The organism is Bacillus sp. B4EP4a (assembly GCF_006680105.1).
Classification (GTDB): Bacteria; Bacillota; Bacilli; order Bacillales; family DSM-1321; genus Peribacillus; species Peribacillus simplex_E.
The window spans coordinates 211,734-230,067 of sequence record NZ_VHIK01000022.1 but is presented as its reverse complement, the minus strand read 5'-3'; the positions used below and the strand labels follow the sequence as shown (position 1 = coordinate 230,067).

The 18,334-nt window shown below is 40.5% G+C and carries 18 protein-coding genes; all 18 read left to right on the top strand.

Going from position 1 to position 18,334, the window contains the following annotated elements; genetic code table 11:
* Window positions 1-227 precede the first annotated feature (227 nt).
* The 18 genes from FNK51_RS12855 to FNK51_RS12770 all read left to right on the top strand — a co-directional run bounded on the left by FNK51_RS12855 (window position 228) and on the right by FNK51_RS12770 (window position 18,324).
* Complete coding sequence (locus tag FNK51_RS12855) at window positions 228-2,333, top strand: sigma 54-interacting transcriptional regulator (protein ID WP_286178690.1); 2,106 nt, start codon at window positions 228-230, stop codon at window positions 2,331-2,333.
* A gap of 303 nt (window positions 2,334-2,636) precedes the next feature.
* Complete coding sequence (locus FNK51_RS12850; protein WP_098370785.1) at window positions 2,637-4,010, top strand: putrescine aminotransferase; 1,374 nt, start codon at window positions 2,637-2,639, stop codon at window positions 4,008-4,010.
* A 221-nt stretch (window positions 4,011-4,231) separates the two neighbouring features.
* Entirely contained in the window at window positions 4,232-4,429 is a 198-nt protein-coding gene (locus FNK51_RS12845) for a DUF2768 domain-containing protein (protein ID WP_048681698.1), read from the top strand.
* A gap of 13 nt (window positions 4,430-4,442) precedes the next feature.
* Window positions 4,443-5,168 carry a hypothetical protein gene (locus FNK51_RS12840; RefSeq protein ID WP_377397449.1) on the top strand — a complete coding sequence of 242 codons (726 nt, stop codon included), beginning with the start codon at window positions 4,443-4,445 and terminating at the stop codon, window positions 5,166-5,168.
* A 232-nt stretch (window positions 5,169-5,400) separates the two neighbouring features.
* Window positions 5,401-6,879 (top strand): stage IV sporulation protein A, encoded by a 1,479-nt coding sequence (gene spoIVA, locus FNK51_RS12835; RefSeq protein ID WP_098370783.1) that lies wholly within the window; start codon window positions 5,401-5,403, stop codon window positions 6,877-6,879.
* A 505-nt stretch (window positions 6,880-7,384) separates the two neighbouring features.
* Window positions 7,385-7,657, top strand: a complete 273-nt coding sequence (locus tag FNK51_RS12830) for an HU family DNA-binding protein (protein WP_034308023.1) — start codon at window positions 7,385-7,387, stop codon at window positions 7,655-7,657.
* Window positions 7,658-7,962: 305 nt separating this feature from the next.
* Entirely contained in the window at window positions 7,963-8,529 is a 567-nt protein-coding gene (folE, locus tag FNK51_RS12825) for a GTP cyclohydrolase I FolE (protein ID WP_076365641.1), read from the top strand.
* 20 nt (window positions 8,530-8,549) lie between these two features.
* Window positions 8,550-8,798, top strand: a complete 249-nt coding sequence (gene mtrB, locus FNK51_RS12820) for a trp RNA-binding attenuation protein MtrB (RefSeq protein WP_076365643.1) — start codon at window positions 8,550-8,552, stop codon at window positions 8,796-8,798.
* 248 nt (window positions 8,799-9,046) lie between these two features.
* Complete coding sequence (locus tag FNK51_RS12815; protein WP_141993570.1) at window positions 9,047-9,871, top strand: heptaprenyl diphosphate synthase component 1; 825 nt, start codon at window positions 9,047-9,049, stop codon at window positions 9,869-9,871.
* A 3-nt stretch (window positions 9,872-9,874) separates the two neighbouring features.
* Window positions 9,875-10,585 carry a demethylmenaquinone methyltransferase gene (locus FNK51_RS12810; RefSeq protein WP_098370781.1) on the top strand — a complete coding sequence of 237 codons (711 nt, stop codon included), beginning with the start codon at window positions 9,875-9,877 and terminating at the stop codon, window positions 10,583-10,585.
* A 34-nt stretch (window positions 10,586-10,619) separates the two neighbouring features.
* A complete protein-coding gene (hepT, locus tag FNK51_RS12805) occupies window positions 10,620-11,582 on the top strand; it encodes a heptaprenyl diphosphate synthase component II (protein WP_141993569.1) in 963 nt (320 codons plus the stop codon).
* Between the two features lie 96 nt (window positions 11,583-11,678).
* Window positions 11,679-12,125, top strand: a complete 447-nt coding sequence (gene ndk, locus FNK51_RS12800) for a nucleoside-diphosphate kinase (RefSeq protein ID WP_076365651.1) — start codon at window positions 11,679-11,681, stop codon at window positions 12,123-12,125.
* 174 nt (window positions 12,126-12,299) lie between these two features.
* Entirely contained in the window at window positions 12,300-13,073 is a 774-nt protein-coding gene (locus FNK51_RS12795) for a CheR family methyltransferase (RefSeq protein WP_141993568.1), read from the top strand.
* 255 nt (window positions 13,074-13,328) lie between these two features.
* Window positions 13,329-14,501, top strand: coding sequence for a chorismate synthase (gene aroC / locus FNK51_RS12790; RefSeq protein WP_098370778.1), 1,173 nt, complete (start codon window positions 13,329-13,331; stop codon window positions 14,499-14,501).
* Window positions 14,502-14,504: 3 nt separating this feature from the next.
* Entirely contained in the window at window positions 14,505-15,584 is a 1,080-nt protein-coding gene (gene aroB / locus FNK51_RS12785; RefSeq protein ID WP_141993567.1) for a 3-dehydroquinate synthase, read from the top strand.
* Between the two features lie 24 nt (window positions 15,585-15,608).
* Complete coding sequence (gene aroH / locus FNK51_RS12780; protein WP_076365659.1) at window positions 15,609-15,977, top strand: chorismate mutase; 369 nt, start codon at window positions 15,609-15,611, stop codon at window positions 15,975-15,977.
* Window positions 15,978-16,060: 83 nt separating this feature from the next.
* Entirely contained in the window at window positions 16,061-17,173 is a 1,113-nt protein-coding gene (gene hisC / locus FNK51_RS12775; RefSeq protein WP_098370776.1) for a histidinol-phosphate transaminase, read from the top strand.
* A gap of 47 nt (window positions 17,174-17,220) precedes the next feature.
* Window positions 17,221-18,324 carry a prephenate dehydrogenase gene (locus FNK51_RS12770; RefSeq protein ID WP_141993566.1) on the top strand — a complete coding sequence of 368 codons (1,104 nt, stop codon included), beginning with the start codon at window positions 17,221-17,223 and terminating at the stop codon, window positions 18,322-18,324.
* Window positions 18,325-18,334 lie beyond the last annotated feature (10 nt).

Sequence of the window (18,334 nt, the reverse complement as noted above, 5' to 3'; positions counted from 1 at the left end):
ACAAGCAGGGGTTTGAAAAAGGCTAAGAAAAGGTGAGCGGTCCTTTATAAAATAAGTCTAAGGTGCATACCATATTTTTAGGTCAAAAGGGTCCGTTAAAGGACCCTTTTGCTGTGAAAAGAATAAAGGTAAATGATGGATATTGAGTAATGGTGCATGTTATTTTTTATCTTACAATTCAGAATTGTGATAAAATGTAGGTTAGGTTACAAAAGGAGAGTGAAAATGTGTTATCTATTCCGGATGATAAAATAAGACCATTCATAACTATAACAATTGATCAGCCTACATTTTCAGACCAAAAAATTCATGAGATACAAGAACCTTTCTTCTTTCTTATGAAGGAAAATCAAGTGTTTGCGTATATCCGCATGGATGACCTCCCGTTAAATGAAAAAATAACGACAGTCGATCAGCTTTTACAGTATGCTTTTTCGATTGATAATGTCTGTAAATTGCACCCTAACATATCCTTGCCGCTTCTGTTTCAAATTATCGGTGAACCTATCGTGCTGATTAAAACGGATGAAGGCCTGCTAACCGGTTATGTAAAAAGGGAAGATGTATTAGCTGAATTATTCAAGCAGGACAGCAAACAAAATTTAGACCTGCTAAATGTGATTTTAACCTCCATTCCTATGGGGATTTTTGTGGCTGATAAAGAAAAAAATATCGTGAACTTTAATGAATCAGGCTTGAAGATGATAAAAAAGCCTTCTGATCAAGTCCTTAATGAACCTGCTGCGAACATCTTCAATAAGCAGCATATACATAGCGTGTTTGCCAGCGGGAGCAGTATTCTGAATCAGCTGGAGATTACTGATGTCATGAGTGTGCTTGTCGACTATAGCCCAATTCTGAACCATGAAAAGGAAGTCGAAGGCCTGATCATCATCGTTCAGGATTTACCGATGGTTGAGGAAATGGCCATGGAAATAGAATTGATAAAAAGCTCGAATAAAGACTTGAATGCCATTTTGGCGAATATCTATGATGAAATACTTGTAGTCAATCAAAAAGGAGAGCTGCTGCGCTATAGTGACAGCATCATCTCAGGATTCTGGGGGAAGAACTTAAAAGATTATATTGGGAAGAATCTCTTGCAATTAGAAGATGAAGGGATTTTTAATCCTTCGGTCACCCGGTTAGTCCTTGACCAAAAAAAGAAAGTATCGATTGTCCAGGATACGAAAATGAATAAGAAAGTCCTATCCGTGGGCACCCCTGTGTTCAATGAAAAAGGCGATATAGATCGAATAGTCATTGCATCAAGGGATATAACGGAAACGACCCAATTGAAATCGGAATTAAATGAAATGAGGAAAGAACTGGACTCTTTCAAAAAACAAGATCAATTTTATAAAGAGTTGGTTTTTGCAAGTCCTAAAATGGAGCAGATAATCAGCCAAGTCAAGAAAATCGCTCATTTTTCATCTACTGTATTAATCAATGGGGAGTCGGGAGTAGGTAAAGAAGTGATAGCCGAAGCCATCCATAAAATGGGCAGGCGATCTAAACAGCCTTTCCTGAAGATAAATTGCGGGGCGATTCCGGAAAACCTCCTCGAAAGTGAATTGTTTGGTTATACGAAGGGTTCCTTTACAGGAGCGGATAAAAATGGGAAGGTAGGATACTTTCAACAGGCCAATAAAGGTGTTTTATTCCTTGATGAAGTGGGTGACATGCCAATACATCTGCAAGTCAAACTGCTGCGGGTCCTCCAGGAACAGGAAGTGATTCCGATTGGCAGCACTACGCCCATTTCCATTGATGTTCAAATTGTTGCAGCCACGAATAAGAGTCTGGAAAAAATGGTCGAGAAGGGCACGTTCAGAGAAGATTTATTCTATCGATTGAACGTCATACCCATACATGTGCCCCCTTTAAGGGAGAGGCCGGAGGATATACCACCGCTAGCCTTTCATTTCCTACAAAAACTGAATGAAAGGTATCAGCGGAATTACCACTTTTCCCCCGATGCATTAAATATACTGGAAGTCTATACCTGGCCGGGGAACATTCGTGAGTTGCAGAACATGATAGAAAGATTGGTTGTTTCTGCAGATGAAGAGATGATCGATGCTGACTTCATTCAAAGGTTCATACCTGTAGGCAGTGACTTTAAACAAACGAAACCCATCATTACGAGAATTCTTCCATTGCAGGAAGCACAGGATCATGTCGAAGAACAATTGATCATGCTTGCCATGAAACAGTATAAAACCACGACCAAAGCGGCTAAAGCGCTCGGGATAAGTCAATCGTCAGTGAGCAGGAAGTATCAAAAAGTGTTAGCTGAACAGAGTAAGAAAATCGAAAACAATGCATTTTGAATAAAAGCCGTTGCCGAGTGATGAAAATCACTTGGCAACGGCTTTTATTTTTATTGACGGCATTAGGGAAGCTATTAATGATTTTTCAAGATGATTATGCAAAGTGAAATAACACTATGCATATTTGCATAGTATCGGAGTGATTTATCAAAAAGAAATGCGATTTTATTGGTTAATTAACTTGGCATGGTTCTTGCTTGATTAATAAGTATAAGAAAAAAGGGAGGTAAGCATCAAAGTTTCATAAAGAAGCAATCTTAATTAACCATCCACTAAAGTTATAAAAAAAAGGAGATTAAAAAAATGTCAATTAACGTAGAAAGTAAAAACACTCAAGCTAACCAATCAGCAACCCAAGATTATATTAAAAAAGTGCTTCAATTAATCGAACAAAAAGAAATTTCAAAAGAAGATGCACAGTGGGTAACGAAAGAAACGGTCGAGAATTTCCGTGACCATGTAAACCCAGGGTTTTTGGAATACCGCAAGACGGTCACTAAAGACACACAATTCGCTTCGGTTGAGTGGTCTGATCAAGATTCCTGTTTTACGGATGTAAATGGAAAAAATTATATTGATTGTTTAGGTGGATTTGGTATTTATAATGTAGGCCACCGTAACCCTAAAGTTGTAAAGGCTGTAACCGATCAATTGCAAAGACAAGCCCTTCATAGCCAGGACTTACTTGATCCATTACGTGCAATGCTTGCCAAGATCCTTGCCGAAATCACGCCGGGAGATTTAAAATACTCGTTCTTTACGAATAGCGGTACCGAGAGCGTGGAGGCTGCGCTTAAGCTGGCCAAAATGTACAGTGACCGACACACGATCATTTCCACGACAAAATCATTTCATGGGAAGAGCCTTGGTTCACTATCGGCAACGGCAAAGGGCATGTTCAGAAAACCGTTCATTCCATTGATCCCAGGTGTGCGTCATGTACCTTTTGGTGATGTGGATATGATGAGAAAAACGTTTGAAAGTTGTGCGTTGGTCGGTGAAGATGTTGCTGCTGTACTATTGGAGCCAATCCAAGGTGAAGGTGGGGTCATCCTTCCTCCGCAAGGTTATTTAAAGCAGGTTCGGGCATTATGTGACGAATATGATGCGTTATTAATATTGGATGAAGTGCAAACTGGAATGGGCCGTACAGGTAAAATGTTCGCTTCCGAGCTATATGATGTTGTTCCGGACATTATTTGTTTAGCGAAAGCATTTGGCGGCGGAGTAATGCCTGCAGGGGCTGTTGTAGCCAATGAGAAAGTGTTTAAAAGCTGGTTCGACAATCCATTCATGCACACTACGACATTTGGCGGAAATCCACTAGCTTGTGCTGCGGCCATTGCTACGATCGACGTACTTTTGGAAGAAAACTTACCGCAGCGTGCTGCAGAAGTTGGTGAATACTTCTTAAATGGGTTAAGGGAAGTGGCTGATGAGCACAAAGATAAGGTTTTGGAGATCCGCGGCCAAGGTTTGATGATTGGTATTGAGTTCCATAAAGATGAAGTGGGTTATGAATTCTCAAAAGCCCTCTTTGATAAAGGCATCTTGGTAGCAGGTACGCTCATAAATTCCAAAACAATAAGGATTGAGCCGTCATTGACTATTAAGTTGGATGAAGTCGATACAGTCATTAAAGCGTTTAAAGAGGTCTTGCCGACGCTTCAATCTTAATTTAAGTAAGAAGAAAAACAGCCTTTGGGCTGTTTTTTTTTGATTGGAGAGGGGGTGTCGGGATTACTTACATATTTTTCGTTTTAGTACTGCACCTCAGAAATTTTTTTTCATGAAAATGAGTCATGAAAACGGGAATTACACAGATTGGACAAGGATTTAATTCCTTTAACGTAATTTGGTATGTTATAATAATTTCTGGAAAAAGGAGTGATGAAGATATGACACCTGCTCTGCAAAAAATGTGGATATCCTTTATAGCTATGGGCTTTATGGTTATCTCTATATTTCTAATCTACTTAAGCCGTTATAAATTAAAAGGTTTTTGGAGAGTCTTGACAGCAATTATCGCATACATACTTATGATTCTAGCCGGCTTGATCATCCTTATCGTTGTTCTTAGCGGGCCAACCACTTGATAGGTGAGGAGAAATGATGAGAAATTTTTTCAAAATATTATGTTTATTATGCATCTCTGTATCATTATCTGGCTGCTTATATCCGGAGAAGCAAAAAATGCAAAACCAACTGCCTTATAAAGAGCAAATACAATCAGTCCAAAGTGCAGTGGATCAATTTCAGAAAGATGAAGGCGGCATACTGCCCATCGTTACAAAAGATGCTGAAACACCGATTTATCAAAAATATGTCATAAAATTTTCTAAGATTTCACCGAGGTATATGGCTGAACCGCCAGACAATGCCTTTGAATCGGGAGGCGTCTTTCAATACATCCTTGTAAATGTTGAAAAGAATCCGACTGTAAAGCTGTTGGATGTCAGGATGGCGCAGAAAATTCAGGATGTTTCCTTGAGATTGACTGCTTATCAGCAAAGCAACGGATACCCGCCATTTAAGGAAAGGTTATCCGATAATGTCTTCACTCTTGATTATGAGAAAATGGGCCTGAAGGAAGCTCCGACGGTCACGAGCCCATTTTCACAAAAAGACTTATATCTTGTAGTCGATGGTCAAGGCAGTATTTTTGTGGATTATACCCCGGATTTACTTGAGGCATTAAAGAAGCATGAGGGGGAAATTAAGCCAGGTGAAGATATCCGGGAACTGCTGGTTCAGAGTTCGGAGTTCGTCCCTGCCTATTCATTGCCATATACAATTGATGGAAAAACAAATAATCCAATATTTCTTACAAAATAGGCATAACCCTTCTTCTGCAAAATATATTGTAGGGGAAGGGTTATTTCTTTTATCTTTATTTCATCTTACTTTTAAAATAACAACCCTTATATAAAATTTCTGGTGGAGGAAGGGATTGAACCAGGGAAATAATTGGAATAAATTTTTAGGACAACATCATAGATATATAATGTCCTAAATAAATGCAAATGGATAAACGAAATCCCAAAACTCTAATTCGGGAGGGGATACCTTGGAAAAGGTAGATATTTTTAAAGATATAGCTGAACGGACCGGTGGCGATATATACTTGGGGGTGGTCGGTGCCGTCAGGACTGGGAAATCCACATTTATTAAAAAATTCATGGAGCTAGTTGTCATTCCGAATATTCCGTCAGAGGCGGACCGTGCCAGGGCACAGGATGAATTGCCTCAAAGTGCAGCCGGAAAGACAATCATGACGACGGAACCAAAATTCGTACCGAACCAGGCAGCATCGATTCAAGTAGCTGAAGGCCTCGACGTGAACATCCGTTTAGTCGATTGTGTCGGTTATACAATTCCCGGGGCTAAAGGATATGAAGATGAAAATGGTCCCCGCATGATTCACACGCCTTGGTATGAAGAACCGATTCCGTTCAATGAAGCGGCTGAGATCGGTACTCGCAAAGTAATTCAGGATCATTCCACATTAGGCGTAGTCGTTACGACAGATGGATCGATAGGAGAAATTCCGCGAAGTGATTATTTAGAGGCCGAGGAAAGGGTTGTCGAAGAATTGAAGGAGGTTGGCAAGCCATTTATCATGATTGTCAATTCCGTTCAGCCCCACCACCCGAATACGGTAGCACTGAAGGAATCCCTGCAGGAAAAGTATGATATCCCTGTATTGGCCATGAGTGTCGAAGGAATGCGGGAATCGGATGTTTATAGTGTACTGCGCGAGGCCCTGTACGAATTTCCTGTTCTTGAGGTCAATGTTAATCTCCCGAGCTGGGTAATGGTTCTGCGCGAGGATCATTGGTTGAGGGAAAGTTACCAGGACGCGGTCAAAGAGACCGTCAAGGACATTAAACGCCTGAGGGATGTAGATCGTGTAGTCGGTCATTTCAATGAATTCGAGTTCATTGACCGTGCCGCGCTTGCAGGCATTGAGATGGGGCAGGGTGTTGCAGAAATAGACCTATACGCCCCTGATGAACTCTATGATGATATCCTGAAGGAAATTGTCGGTGTAGAGATCCGGGGCAAGGATCATCTGTTATCATTGATGCAGGACTTTGCGTACGCTAAAGCAGAATATGATCAGGTGGCCGATGCATTAAGAATGGTCAAACAAACTGGATATGGTGTTGCAGCCCCATCCCTTAATGATATGAGTCTTGATGAACCGGAAATCATCCGTCAGGGAGCCAGGTTCGGGGTTAGGTTAAAAGCCGTAGCTCCTTCCATCCATATGATCAAGGTCGATGTCGAATCCGAATTCTCGCCAATCATCGGTACGGAAAAGCAAAGTGAGGAATTAGTCCGGTATCTGATGCAGGATTTCGAAGACAATCCACTTTCCATTTGGAACTCCGATATTTTTGGCAGAAGCCTAAGTTCCTACGTAAGGGAAGGCATACAAGTGAAATTAGCGATGATGCCAGACAATGCGCGCTATAAATTGAAAGAAACACTGGAGAGGATTATTAATGAGGGCAGTGGGGGATTGATTGCCATCATATTATAGAAAACGTTTAAAAGCTGGACCAACTCCATTTATGGATTGGTCTTTTTGCATGGGATGAACGGCAGGATCGCAGGGAAAATATCATTTATGAATGCTAATATTTGAAATGATCTGCTGTTTTTTAGTATAATCTTGAAAAAACCCTGTGGTTAAGCGATTTTCAGCAATATAATAAGTTTAATTTCTATAAAAAAGGGAAATGATGAATAGCGAAAGACAAAATTTATAATATATACAATTATTAATGAAAAGATTCCCATTATTTTTTGAATTCCCTTGCTAAGCTAATAGGATTTGTGATAATCTACATACAGAAAACGCGTTATAACAGCGATTTCAACCTATTTATAAATTTCCGGATGAATTATTTGGAAATTAATCGGGCTTGGTAATCCATGATTGTCAGGGAATGAAAATTTTTTGACCGAAACTAATATCAAATCACTATTATAGTGTTGTAATAATGATTTTTTATAAAGATCCCTTTTGGGAGGAGGTGAATGGCATGAACAAAACAGAATTAATTAATGAAGTTGTTACAGCAACTGAAATTTCTAAGAAAGACGCTACAAAAGCTGTTGATGCTGTTTTTGATACAATCTTAGAAGCTCTAAAAAACGGTGATAAAGTCCAATTGATAGGTTTTGGTAACTTTGAAGTTCGTGAACGTGCGGCTCGTAAAGGCCGTAACCCACAAACTGGTGACGAAATCGAAATTGCAGCTAGCAAAGTGCCAGCTTTCAAACCCGGTAAAGCGCTGAAAGATGCAGTGAAGTAATTCTACCATTACATACGGGTGCTTAACCGAAAAGGGCCGCGTGAAAACGCGGTCCTTTTTTTGCTTCTTAATTTCCATCTGTGATAATATAAAAGACAGTGAATATTTTCGAAACGCTGCAGATGGTAAATCCGTCACAAGGAAATGACCATCCGAATACCGCTTCCGGCGAAACTGCCTTTAAATGGCGCCAATGTATGGGGGAAGAGTCGCTTTAATAATTGCAATTATGGATATCCGGGTGCAACGCCTTGGATTTTTTATCTGAATACATAATATTATTGATTTTTTAGGAGGTACAAAAAATGGCTAATGTTGATCATGCCAAATTAGAAGAAGCAGTTAAAATGCTTCTTGAGGCTGTAGGGGAAGACCCAACGAGGGAAGGACTGCTGGATACTCCTAGCCGTGTAGCCAGAATGTATGAAGAAATTTTTTCTGGACTTAATCAAGATCCAAAGGAATATTTCGATACTGTTTTTGGGGAGGACCATGAAGAACTCGTACTTGTAAAGGATATTCCGTTTTACTCAGTATGTGAACATCATTTAGTCCCTTTTTACGGGAAAGCCCATGTAGCATATATACCGAAAAACGGAAAAGTGACTGGCTTAAGTAAATTGGCACGGGCGGTTGAGGCTGTATCGAAGCGTCCGCAACTTCAAGAGCGCATCACTTCTACAGTTGCTGACTCGATAATGGAAAAGCTCGAGCCTCATGGTGTAATGGTTGTAGTAGAGGCTGAACATATGTGCATGACCATGCGCGGTGTAAAAAAACCCGGATCTAAAACAGTGACTTCAGCTGTAAGGGGAACGTTTGCGAAGGATCACCGTACTAGAGCTGAAGTGCTGGCATTCATTAAAGACTAAGGACATGGGGGCAGGAAAAAATGAATGAAAAAAAGATTCTGAATGATTTTGTCGTAATCAAAGCCATTGAGGATAGTGTGAATGTCATCGGGTTGACAAGGGGAACGGACACCAAGTTTCATCACTCCGAAAAACTTGACTCAGGAGAGGTGATGATTGCACAATTCACGGAACATACCTCGGCAATTAAAATCAGGGGCCATGCAAAGGTCTATACTCCATTCGGAGAGATAGAAAGTGATTCCAAAAAGAATTCTCCTGACAAATGATAGCTTCTCATTGCTTGGTTAATTAGTAAATCAATCATCTGATTATCGGGTTTAACAAGCTGTAAATTTCCCGCATCCATTTTTTGAAGGGCAAAAGACGATGGTTTCCTTATTTTTGGAAGTTTCATTTTATAAACGTTGACCATTTCATCTGATTGTTTTTATGGTATAATAATGTGTATTTTACACAGACAGAAACCAATATGTATAAAAAAAATTATCTTTCGGGGATGCAAGGGTGATCTCAATTGTTAAACATTACGGACGACATAAGGCAATTAAAACGATTAATAGAAACGAAAGCTCAACATCCATATTTATTGAAGTATATACAAAAGCCAAGCTTGGACGAAGATAAACTGATATTGCTTTGGGGATTGTTTAACGATTTGGACGTTACAAGCGAAAAACGGAATCAATATATCAGTTCAACCATGTTAGTGCAAATAGCTCTGGATACCCATGAAATCGTCTCGAATTCGGGTGAAGGAATCGAGTCGCCCGAGGTATTGAAAAATCGTCAATTACAAGTGCTTGCCGGAGATTACTATAGCGGCTTATATTATCAAGGGCTTGCCAGTGTAGGTAATGTTGATATGATCCGTATACTTTCAAGCGCGATAAAAAAAATAAATGATAATAAAATCATCCTTTACCAACAAGGGTCCATTAATGATGTACCAACGCTTTTAATGACGATAAAAGCGATCGAGGCTTCGCTGATTCATAAACTGGGGGATTATTATAGTGAGCCTGCCTGGATGGAACTATCGGAAGATCTGTTGCTTTTAAAACGGTTGCATGCCGAGAAGTGCAGTTATATGAAGTCGGGTCAATCGATAGTTTTTGATGTCCTAAGGGAAATGACTTTTGATGACTCGATTGGTGGGGAAGTTTCCATAAAAGAAGAACAGGTACGCACCCAATTCGACAAGTGCCTGTGGGATGCAAGGCAATCCGTAGAGCGCTCGATGCGGAAGCTTGCAAAGTTGGATGATGAGCTACTGGAAAGAGTGAAGGCCATCTTGGAACAAACAGAGAGTATAGCAAATTCATATGTGAAAGAAGGGTGAATCATGGAGCAGTCTAAAGAGCAAAAAGTTCATCATGTCTTTGAAAAGATCTACGGAAATTATGACAAGATGAATTCCCTCATCAGCTTTAAACAGCATCTTAAATGGCGGAAGGCTACAATGGCCATCATGAATGTCCCAAAAGGCGCCCATGCACTGGATGTATGCTGTGGAACAGCGGACTGGACCATTGCCCTTGCTAATGAAGTAGGACCAGAAGGAAAGGTTGTTGGTCTGGATTTTAGTAAGAACATGCTGAAAATCGGCGAACAAAAGGTGAATGAACTCAATCTAGATCAAGTTTCCCTAATGCATGGGAATGCAATGGAACTTCCTTTTGAGGATAATAGCTTTGACTATGTCACGATCGGTTTCGGGCTGCGGAATGTCCCTGATTACATGAAAGTGCTTAAAGAGTTAAACCGTGTAGCCAAGCCGGGTGGAATGGTCGTTTGCCTGGATACATCACAGCCAACGATGCTAGGCTTTAAACAGGGCTATTATTTTTATTTCCGTTTCATTATGCCCATGTTCGGCAAATTATTCGCAAAAAGCTATAGTGAATACTCATGGCTGCAGGAATCAGCCCGGGATTTCCCAGGCATGAAAAAGCTTGAAAACATGTTTAAGCAGGCAGGAATGGAAAATGTCAGTTATAAGGCCCATTTCGGTGGGGTAGCAGCAACACATTTCGGGTACAAGCCTTCAAAATAAGCAGAATAGCAATGGACAAAGCTGGGTGGAATGTATGAAATTTAAAATGATGTATTCATTTTTGAATGCAGATTTGCAATTAATAGAAAAAGAACTGGAAGCCGCAATTGAAGCGGATTCCTCGGTTTTAAGGGAAGCTTCCCTGCATTTACTGCAATCCGGTGGAAAACGGATCCGTCCGGTATTCGTCCTATTGGGTGCGAAGTTTGGCAACTATGATATTCATGTCGTAAAGCATGTCGCAGCGACTTTGGAACTCATCCATACGGCCTCCCTTGTACATGATGATGTTGTGGATGATGCGGATTTACGCAGGGGATCGGCTACCATTAAGTCAAAATGGGATAATCGTGTCGCCATGTACACAGGCGACTTCATTTTTGCTCGTGCACTGGAAATGATGGCGGTTATCGAGTCTCCGCTTGCGCATCAAATTCTCGCAGATACTATGGTTGAACTATGTCTTGGGGAAATTGAACAAATAAAAGATAAGTACAATTTCGAACAGAATTGGCGGATTTACTTTAGAAGGATCAAACGGAAAACGGCATTGCTCATTGCATCCAGCTGCCAGTTGGGAGCCATTTCAGCAGGTGTTGAAGAACTGGTTCATCAAAAGCTATTTAAATTCGGATATTATGTCGGTATGTCCTATCAAATCACCGATGATATATTGGATTTTACGGCTTCGGAAGAAGAGCTTGGGAAACCAGCCGGCAGTGATTTGATTCAAGGTAATATCACTTTGCCCGTTTTGATTGCTATGGAAGATCCCAAGTTAAAAAAGCTTATCGAAACAGTTCGGGAAGATACGCCAAAAGACGAAATGTCCCATATAATCAATGCGATAAAAACTTCCGGTGCCATTGAACAGGCAGCGAGGATCAGTGATATGTATTTAGAAAAGGCTTTTACTGAATTGAAAGGCCTTCCTGCCATTAAAGCTAGAAAAACTTTATCGGACATCGCGAAAAATATCGGAAAAAGAAAGTTTTGATAATGGGAGTTGCGAAACTCATCAAACAATGGTAATATTCTAAAAGTATTGCCTTATATAGGCAAATAACAATGATACATATTAGGAGTGACATTCATGGAAAGAACATTTTTAATGGTTAAGCCTGACGGCGTTCAACGCAATCTAATCGGTGAAATCGTTTCCCGTTTTGAAAAGAAAGGCTTCCTTCTTGCAGGAGCAAAATTAATGGTAATTTCTCAAGAATTGGCCGAGCAACATTATGGTGAGCACAAAGAACGTCCTTTCTTTGGCGAATTAGTGGACTTCATTACTTCAGGTCCTGTCTTCGCAATGGTTTGGGAAGGTGAAAACGTAATCGCTACTGCACGTCAAATGATGGGTGCGACTAACCCTAAAGATGCAGCAGCAGCAACAATTCGTGGCGATTTTGCCGTAACTGTCGGCAAAAACATCATTCACGGATCTGATTCAGCTGAAAGCGCTGTACGTGAAATCGGTTTATTCTTCAAAGAAGAAGAAATTGTTGAGTATTCTAAACTTGTAAGCGAGTGGGTTTATTAATTAATACGATCACTCTATAAAAAGCGGGTTCCATCGTCATTATGCGATGGAGCCCGCTTTTTTTGTATTGCTTATTTAGTTTCCCGGCAAGGTTAGTTTAAAGAAAATATGGCACTCTCCGATATATAAAGGGAAGGACCACTTAAAATAATTATGTGCAGGGGAGTCGTAGGAATGCCTCAAGAATATGAAGAGTTTATTCGTAATATCAAAATGTTGACAGGCATTGATTTGGCATTATATAAGGAAGGGCAAATGAAAAGGCGACTAACAACTCTATATGAAAAAAGAGGGTATCATTCATTTCGTGAATACTATAAAGACATTCAAACCAATCCCGGAGTTTTAAATGAATTTTTGGATAGAATGACAATCAATGTTTCCGAATTTTATAGAAATGCGAAAAGATGGGAAGTGTTGGAGCGGAAAATCCTTCCTGGATTATTAGCAAGCAAAAAAAAGTTGAAAATTTGGAGTGCAGCCTGTTCAACTGGCGAGGAACCATATACGATTGCAATGATATTATCCAATCTGGTTCCACTTAGCCAGATAGAGATATTGGCGACGGATCTGGATGAAAATGTATTGGCGCGAGCAAAATTGGGGATGTATCCTGAACGTTCCTTAAATGAAGTACCTGAAGAAATCAAAAGGAAATACTTTGAAAAAAAGGCGGAGTTTTATCGTGTCGATGATGAAATCAAGAGTAGGGTGACATTTAAAAAGCAAAACCTTCTCGATGACCGGTTCGAACTGGGATTCGATTTAATCATTTGCCGCAATGTTTTAATTTATTTCACTGAAGAAGCCAAAAATTTATTATATGAAAAATTCAGTGCATCACTAAAAAGCGGCGGGGTCTTTTTTGTAGGAAGTACAGAGCAAATATTCACCCCAGGAAAATATCAATTTGAAACGGTCGACACATTTTTTTATAAGAAAAAGTAAATACTTTGGATAAAAAGGGACTGATTCTGTACATGAGCATTCAGTCCCTTTTCGTTTGTCGTGTAATAGCAAATCCAGTAGAACTCAAATTTGAAAGATTAAACTATATCGAAAATGTTTAAGTACTTGTAAAATAGAGAGAAAAGTGATTAAATTCAAACAATATGGTTTTTACGTTTTACATATACCCACATTTCATAAAATTGTGGTATATTGATACATATACACTTTAAAGTGCTAAAAGGGGGCTGGAAGATGAGATATTTAACAGCGGGAGAATCACATGGTCCGCAACTGACTACTATCATTGAAGGATTACCGGCAGGAATGCCGATTTCGAATGAGGATATTAATCAAGAATTAGGGCGCCGGCAAAAAGGGCATGGACGTGGAAGAAGGATGCAGATCGAGAAAGATCAGGCATTTATTTCTTCGGGAATCCGACATGGCTACACACTCGGTTCACCGGTTGCTTTGGTGGTTGAGAACGATGACTGGAAGCATTGGACAAAGATTATGGGAAGTGAAGGGCTTTCAGAAGAGGAAGCTGAAGAAATTAAACGTAAAATCACCCGGCCTCGTCCTGGTCATGCCGACTTGAACGGCGGGATTAAATATGGGCACCGCGATTTGAGAAATGTTCTGGAACGCTCTTCAGCCCGTGAAACGACAGTAAGGGTGGCAGCAGGTGCTGTCGCTAAAAAGCTATTGTCATTATTGGGGATAGAAGTGGCATCGCATGTTTTGGAAATTGGCGGAGTGAAGGCAGAACCGCCAAAATACGAAACGATTCAGCAATTGCAACAAGTAACGGAAGAATCTTCTGTTAGATGTTTTGACAAAAACGTAGAGCAGCAAATGAAGGATGCAATTGATGAAGCGAAACAAAAAGGAGATTCCATTGGCGGAATCGTTGAAGTCATTGTAGAAGGAATGCCGGTGGGTGTGGGAAGTTATGTGCATTATGACCGTAAGCTTGATGCAAAACTAGCCGCAGCGATAATGAGCATCAATGCATTTAAAGGTGTGGAAATAGGTCTTGGCTTTGAAGCGGCCCATCTATTCGGCAGTGATGTCCATGATGAAATCGCATGGGACGAAGGTCAGGGTTATTACCGTAAAACCAATCGCCTTGGCGGTTTTGAAGGCGGTATGACAACTGGAATGCCGATAGTTGTACGCGGTGTGATGAAGCCGATCCCGACTTTATATAAACCTTTGAAAAGTGTTGATATTGATACGAAGGAAGTGTTTGAAGCAAGTGTCGAACGTTCCGATAGTTGTGCGGTTCCTGCAGCAGCAGTAGTTGCTGAGGCGGTAGTGGCATGGGAGCTGGCGGCTGCCATCGTTGATCAATTCCCTTCAGATCGGTATGAGCAATTAGCAGAATACATGAGATCATATCGGGAAGAAGTAAAGGGGTTTTAAATCATGGAATCCATCCAAATAAAAACGGCTTCCAAGCAATATCCGGTTTTAATTGGCAAGAAGGCAATAAATGAATTGCCAGAATTAATAACACATGAATTAAATCACCTAAACAAGATTCTGATCATAACTGATGAGAAAGTGGCGGCACTTCATTTGGAGACTGTGAAAAACGCCCTGATCAAGACCGGAAAACCGGTCCTGCATCATGTAGTGCCAGAAGGGGAGCATGCTAAAACTTTCGATGTGTTTTATGAATGCCAAAGCTTCTGCTTATCCCATCAGATTAATCGCAAGTCATTGATTATCGCCCTTGGCGGTGGTGCAGTCGGTGACTTGGCTGGATTCGTCGCGGCCACTTTTATGAGAGGGATTCCATTTATACAGGTTCCGACGACTTTGCTCGCCCATGATAGTGCAGTGGGCGGTAAAGTTGCCATCAATCACCCGCTAGGGAAAAATATGATTGGGGCCTTTCATCAGCCTGAAGCGGTCATTTATGATCTTGAATTTCTTAAAACTCTGCCTCTTAAAGAATTAAGGTCAGGTTTTGCGGAAGTCATTAAACATTCCTTGATAGCAGATAATGAATTTTATCTATGGTTAAAGTCGAATATTATTGATTTGAATAATATAACGGATGAGCAATTCCTGACAATGATTACAAAAGGAATTGGCATTAAAGCTAAAATTGTCGAAGAGGATGAGAAGGAAAATGGCATTCGTGCCTTTTTGAATTTTGGTCATACGCTTGGACATGCAGTGGAAAGTTCAATGGGATACGGAAACTTTACGCACGGGGAATCAATTTTAATCGGGATGGTATATGCTCTTAAATTAAGCAGAAAGAAAGTGGGTCTCGATTTTAAGCTAGATGAGTTTATTGGCTGGGTTTCTTCTTTAGGTTATCAAATAACCATTCCAACCCGACTTGAACATGCAATGCTGCTTGATTTAATGAAAACAGACAAAAAATCGGTCAATGATGCAGCTACCTTTGTTCTGCTAAACGAAGTGGGGTCACCGCTATTAATGGATATAGCCGACTCTGAGCTGATAGAGGAAATGGCTGATATGATATAGAGTTCTGAAGAAGGGGGACTATGTGTGATAAGAGGAATAAGGGGTGCCACTACAGTAGAGAGAGACACAGAAATGGAAGTGATTTCAGCTGCCGAAAAGTTGATGGCAGAGATCATTCAGGTTAACGAGATTGATCCCGATATGGTAGCTTCTGTATTTTTTTCTGCGACGGAAGAGATTCGTTCTGTCTTCCCTGCCAAAGCCTTGAGGAAATTCGAAGGCTGGACTTATGTACCGGTTACATGCATGAAAGAAATACCGGTGAGCAATTCCTTGCCATTTTGCATCCGGGTCATGATCCACGTAAATACGACGAAATCTCAAAAAGAGATACATCATGTATACCAGGCAGGGGCTACGGTATTACGGCCAGATTTGACAAAGCAGATATAAGATGATTTTAAATCTATGAATATGATATACTATTCTCGCACTTTCTTACTTTAAAGTGATAAAAATATATAGAGGTGATTGACATGAAATGGAATGAAGCGGTCCTTTCCTTGAAGTCTTATCAACCGGGAAAATCCACTGATGAAGTGAAAAAATTATACGGGCTGGAAAAAATCACGAAATTAGCTTCAAATGAAAATCCTTTTGGCTGTTCGGAAAAGGTCAAGGAATCCGTTAGGAATTCAACCCATTCGTTTGCCATCTATCCGGATGGATATGCAACGATGCTTAGGGAAGCTGTTGCAAAACATACAGGTGTGAAAGAAACTCAGCTTATTTTTGGAAATGGATCTGATGAGAACATTCAAATCATCTCCAGGAGTCTATTGGGAGCTGGAAAGAATACGGTCATGGCAACAGGCACTTTTTCGCAGTATCGCCATAATGCCACGTTAGAAGGTGCGGAAATCAGGGAAGTTCCTCATATTGACGGTGCTCATGATCTAGAAGGAATGCTTAAAGTAATAGATGAAAAAACGGCGGTAGTCTGGCTTTGTACACCAAATAATCCAACTGGTAAATACATTTCGGAACATGACTTAGTATCGTTCATCGAAAAAGTGCCGGAAGATGTTCTTATCGTTTTGGATGAAGCTTATTGTGAATATGCAACGGCTGAGGATTACCCGAGAACGAATCAATGGATTAATAAATATAAAAATTTGATCATACTCCGGACATTCTCAAAAATTTATGGACTTGCCAGTTTTAGGGTAGGGTACGGTTTGGCGGATGAGGATATTATTCAGAAACTAGATCCATCCCGGGAACCATTCAATGTGAACACATTCGCACAGAATATTGCTATCGTCGCTTTGGAGGATCAAGCCTTCATTGAAAAATGCAAGGAAGAAAATCAAAAAGGGCTCAAGCGGTACTATGAATTTTGCAATAAGGAAAATTTAGCTTATTACCCGTCACAAGGTAATTTCATCTTTATCCATTTTAAACAGGATGCCGATGTGGTGTTTCAATATTTGCTTGAGCGCGGGTACATCGCGAGGTCGGGGAAATCTTTCGGTTTTCCTAACAGCCTGAGGGTAACGATTGGTTCCACTGAAGAAAATGAAGGAATGATTAATGCTATTAAGACTTTTTTGAATGAAGTTGAGGCACCTTCTGATTCGCTGCTTTAACGTTTCATCAAACCTAGAGGAGCATAAAAGATGCGGGGGAGAGAAGAGTGAAGGGTAAGGTTTTTGTAATAGGTCTAGGTCTAATTGGCGGATCACTGGCCATGGCTGTACGCCATGCACATCCTGAAGCTGTGATTGTTGGTACGGACCTAAGTGAAAAGAATATTCAACTTTCGATGCTATTGGGAATCATTGATGATTCTGTATCATCTTTGGAAGCGGGAGCACGTGAAGCTGATTTAATTCTACTTGCTGTGCCTGTCAATGAAACCGTGAAGATTTTAGCTCAATTGGCCGATATGGAGTTAAAAAGTGATGTCCTCATATCGGATGCAGGAAGTACGAAGGATACAGTCGTTAAGGCAGCAAAACCATTGATAGATAAAGGGGTGGCCTTCATCGGGGGGCACCCTATGGCTGGTTCCCATAAAAGCGGCGCTGGGGCAGCCAAATTGCATTTATTCGAACATGCATTTTATTTGCTTACTCCCGGAGATTCCATTGAAGAAGAAAAAGTTGAGCAGCTGAAAGGGTGGCTGCAAGGGACAAGAGCTAACTTTCTGGTTGTGAGTCCTGCCATGCATGATAAGCTGACTGGGGTCATTAGTCATTTTCCGCATATTGTCGCATCGGGGCTCGTTAAACAGGCAGAAAATTACAGTAAGGAAAACAAGTTGATTTCAAGGCTTGCAGCAGGCGGATTCCGAGATATTACAAGAATTGCTTCAAGCAGTCCGGAAATGTGGCGTGACATTTTGTTACATAACCGGGATGTGCTACTTGAATTAATGAATGATTGGCTGAATGAAATGGAGCATATAAAAGGTCTGGTTGCGAATGAAGATAGTGAAGAAATCCTTCGATTCTTTACCGATGCCAAGATTTTCAGGGATGATTTGCCAACACATGCAAAAGGCGCCATACCAGCGTTCTATGATTTATATATCGATATACCGGATTATGCCGGAATAATTTCTGAGATTACCGGATATTTGGCTCAAGAAGGTATCAGCATTACAAACATAAGGATCATTGAAACCAGGGAAGAGATATACGGTGTGCTGGTCATCAGCTTTCAAACGGACGTTGATCGCATAAAAGCTGCGGAGTGTATTTCTAGACATACAGATTATGAAACGATCCTGGCATAATATTGATAGG

Excerpts from the sequence above, each read along its gene's own strand:
- aroC (WP_098370778.1), top strand. The coding sequence starts at position 13,329 with ATGAGATATTTAACAGCGGGAGAATCACATGGTCCGCAACTGACTACT.
- folE (WP_076365641.1), top strand. The coding sequence starts at position 7,963 with ATGGCTAATGTTGATCATGCCAAATTAGAAGAAGCAGTTAAAATGCTT.
- aroB (WP_141993567.1), top strand. The coding sequence starts at position 14,505 with ATGGAATCCATCCAAATAAAAACGGCTTCCAAGCAATATCCGGTTTTA.
- FNK51_RS12845 (WP_048681698.1), top strand. The coding sequence starts at position 4,232 with ATGACACCTGCTCTGCAAAAAATGTGGATATCCTTTATAGCTATGGGC.
- ndk (WP_076365651.1), top strand. The coding sequence starts at position 11,679 with ATGGAAAGAACATTTTTAATGGTTAAGCCTGACGGCGTTCAACGCAAT.
- FNK51_RS12830 (WP_034308023.1), top strand. The coding sequence starts at position 7,385 with ATGAACAAAACAGAATTAATTAATGAAGTTGTTACAGCAACTGAAATT.
- FNK51_RS12795 (WP_141993568.1), top strand. The coding sequence starts at position 12,300 with ATGCCTCAAGAATATGAAGAGTTTATTCGTAATATCAAAATGTTGACA.
- FNK51_RS12840 (WP_377397449.1), top strand. The coding sequence starts at position 4,443 with ATGATGAGAAATTTTTTCAAAATATTATGTTTATTATGCATCTCTGTA.
- FNK51_RS12850 (WP_098370785.1), top strand. The coding sequence starts at position 2,637 with ATGTCAATTAACGTAGAAAGTAAAAACACTCAAGCTAACCAATCAGCA.
- hisC (WP_098370776.1), top strand. The coding sequence starts at position 16,061 with ATGAAATGGAATGAAGCGGTCCTTTCCTTGAAGTCTTATCAACCGGGA.
- mtrB (WP_076365643.1), top strand. The coding sequence starts at position 8,550 with ATGAATGAAAAAAAGATTCTGAATGATTTTGTCGTAATCAAAGCCATT.
- hepT (WP_141993569.1), top strand. The coding sequence starts at position 10,620 with ATGAAATTTAAAATGATGTATTCATTTTTGAATGCAGATTTGCAATTA.
- FNK51_RS12810 (WP_098370781.1), top strand. The coding sequence starts at position 9,875 with ATGGAGCAGTCTAAAGAGCAAAAAGTTCATCATGTCTTTGAAAAGATC.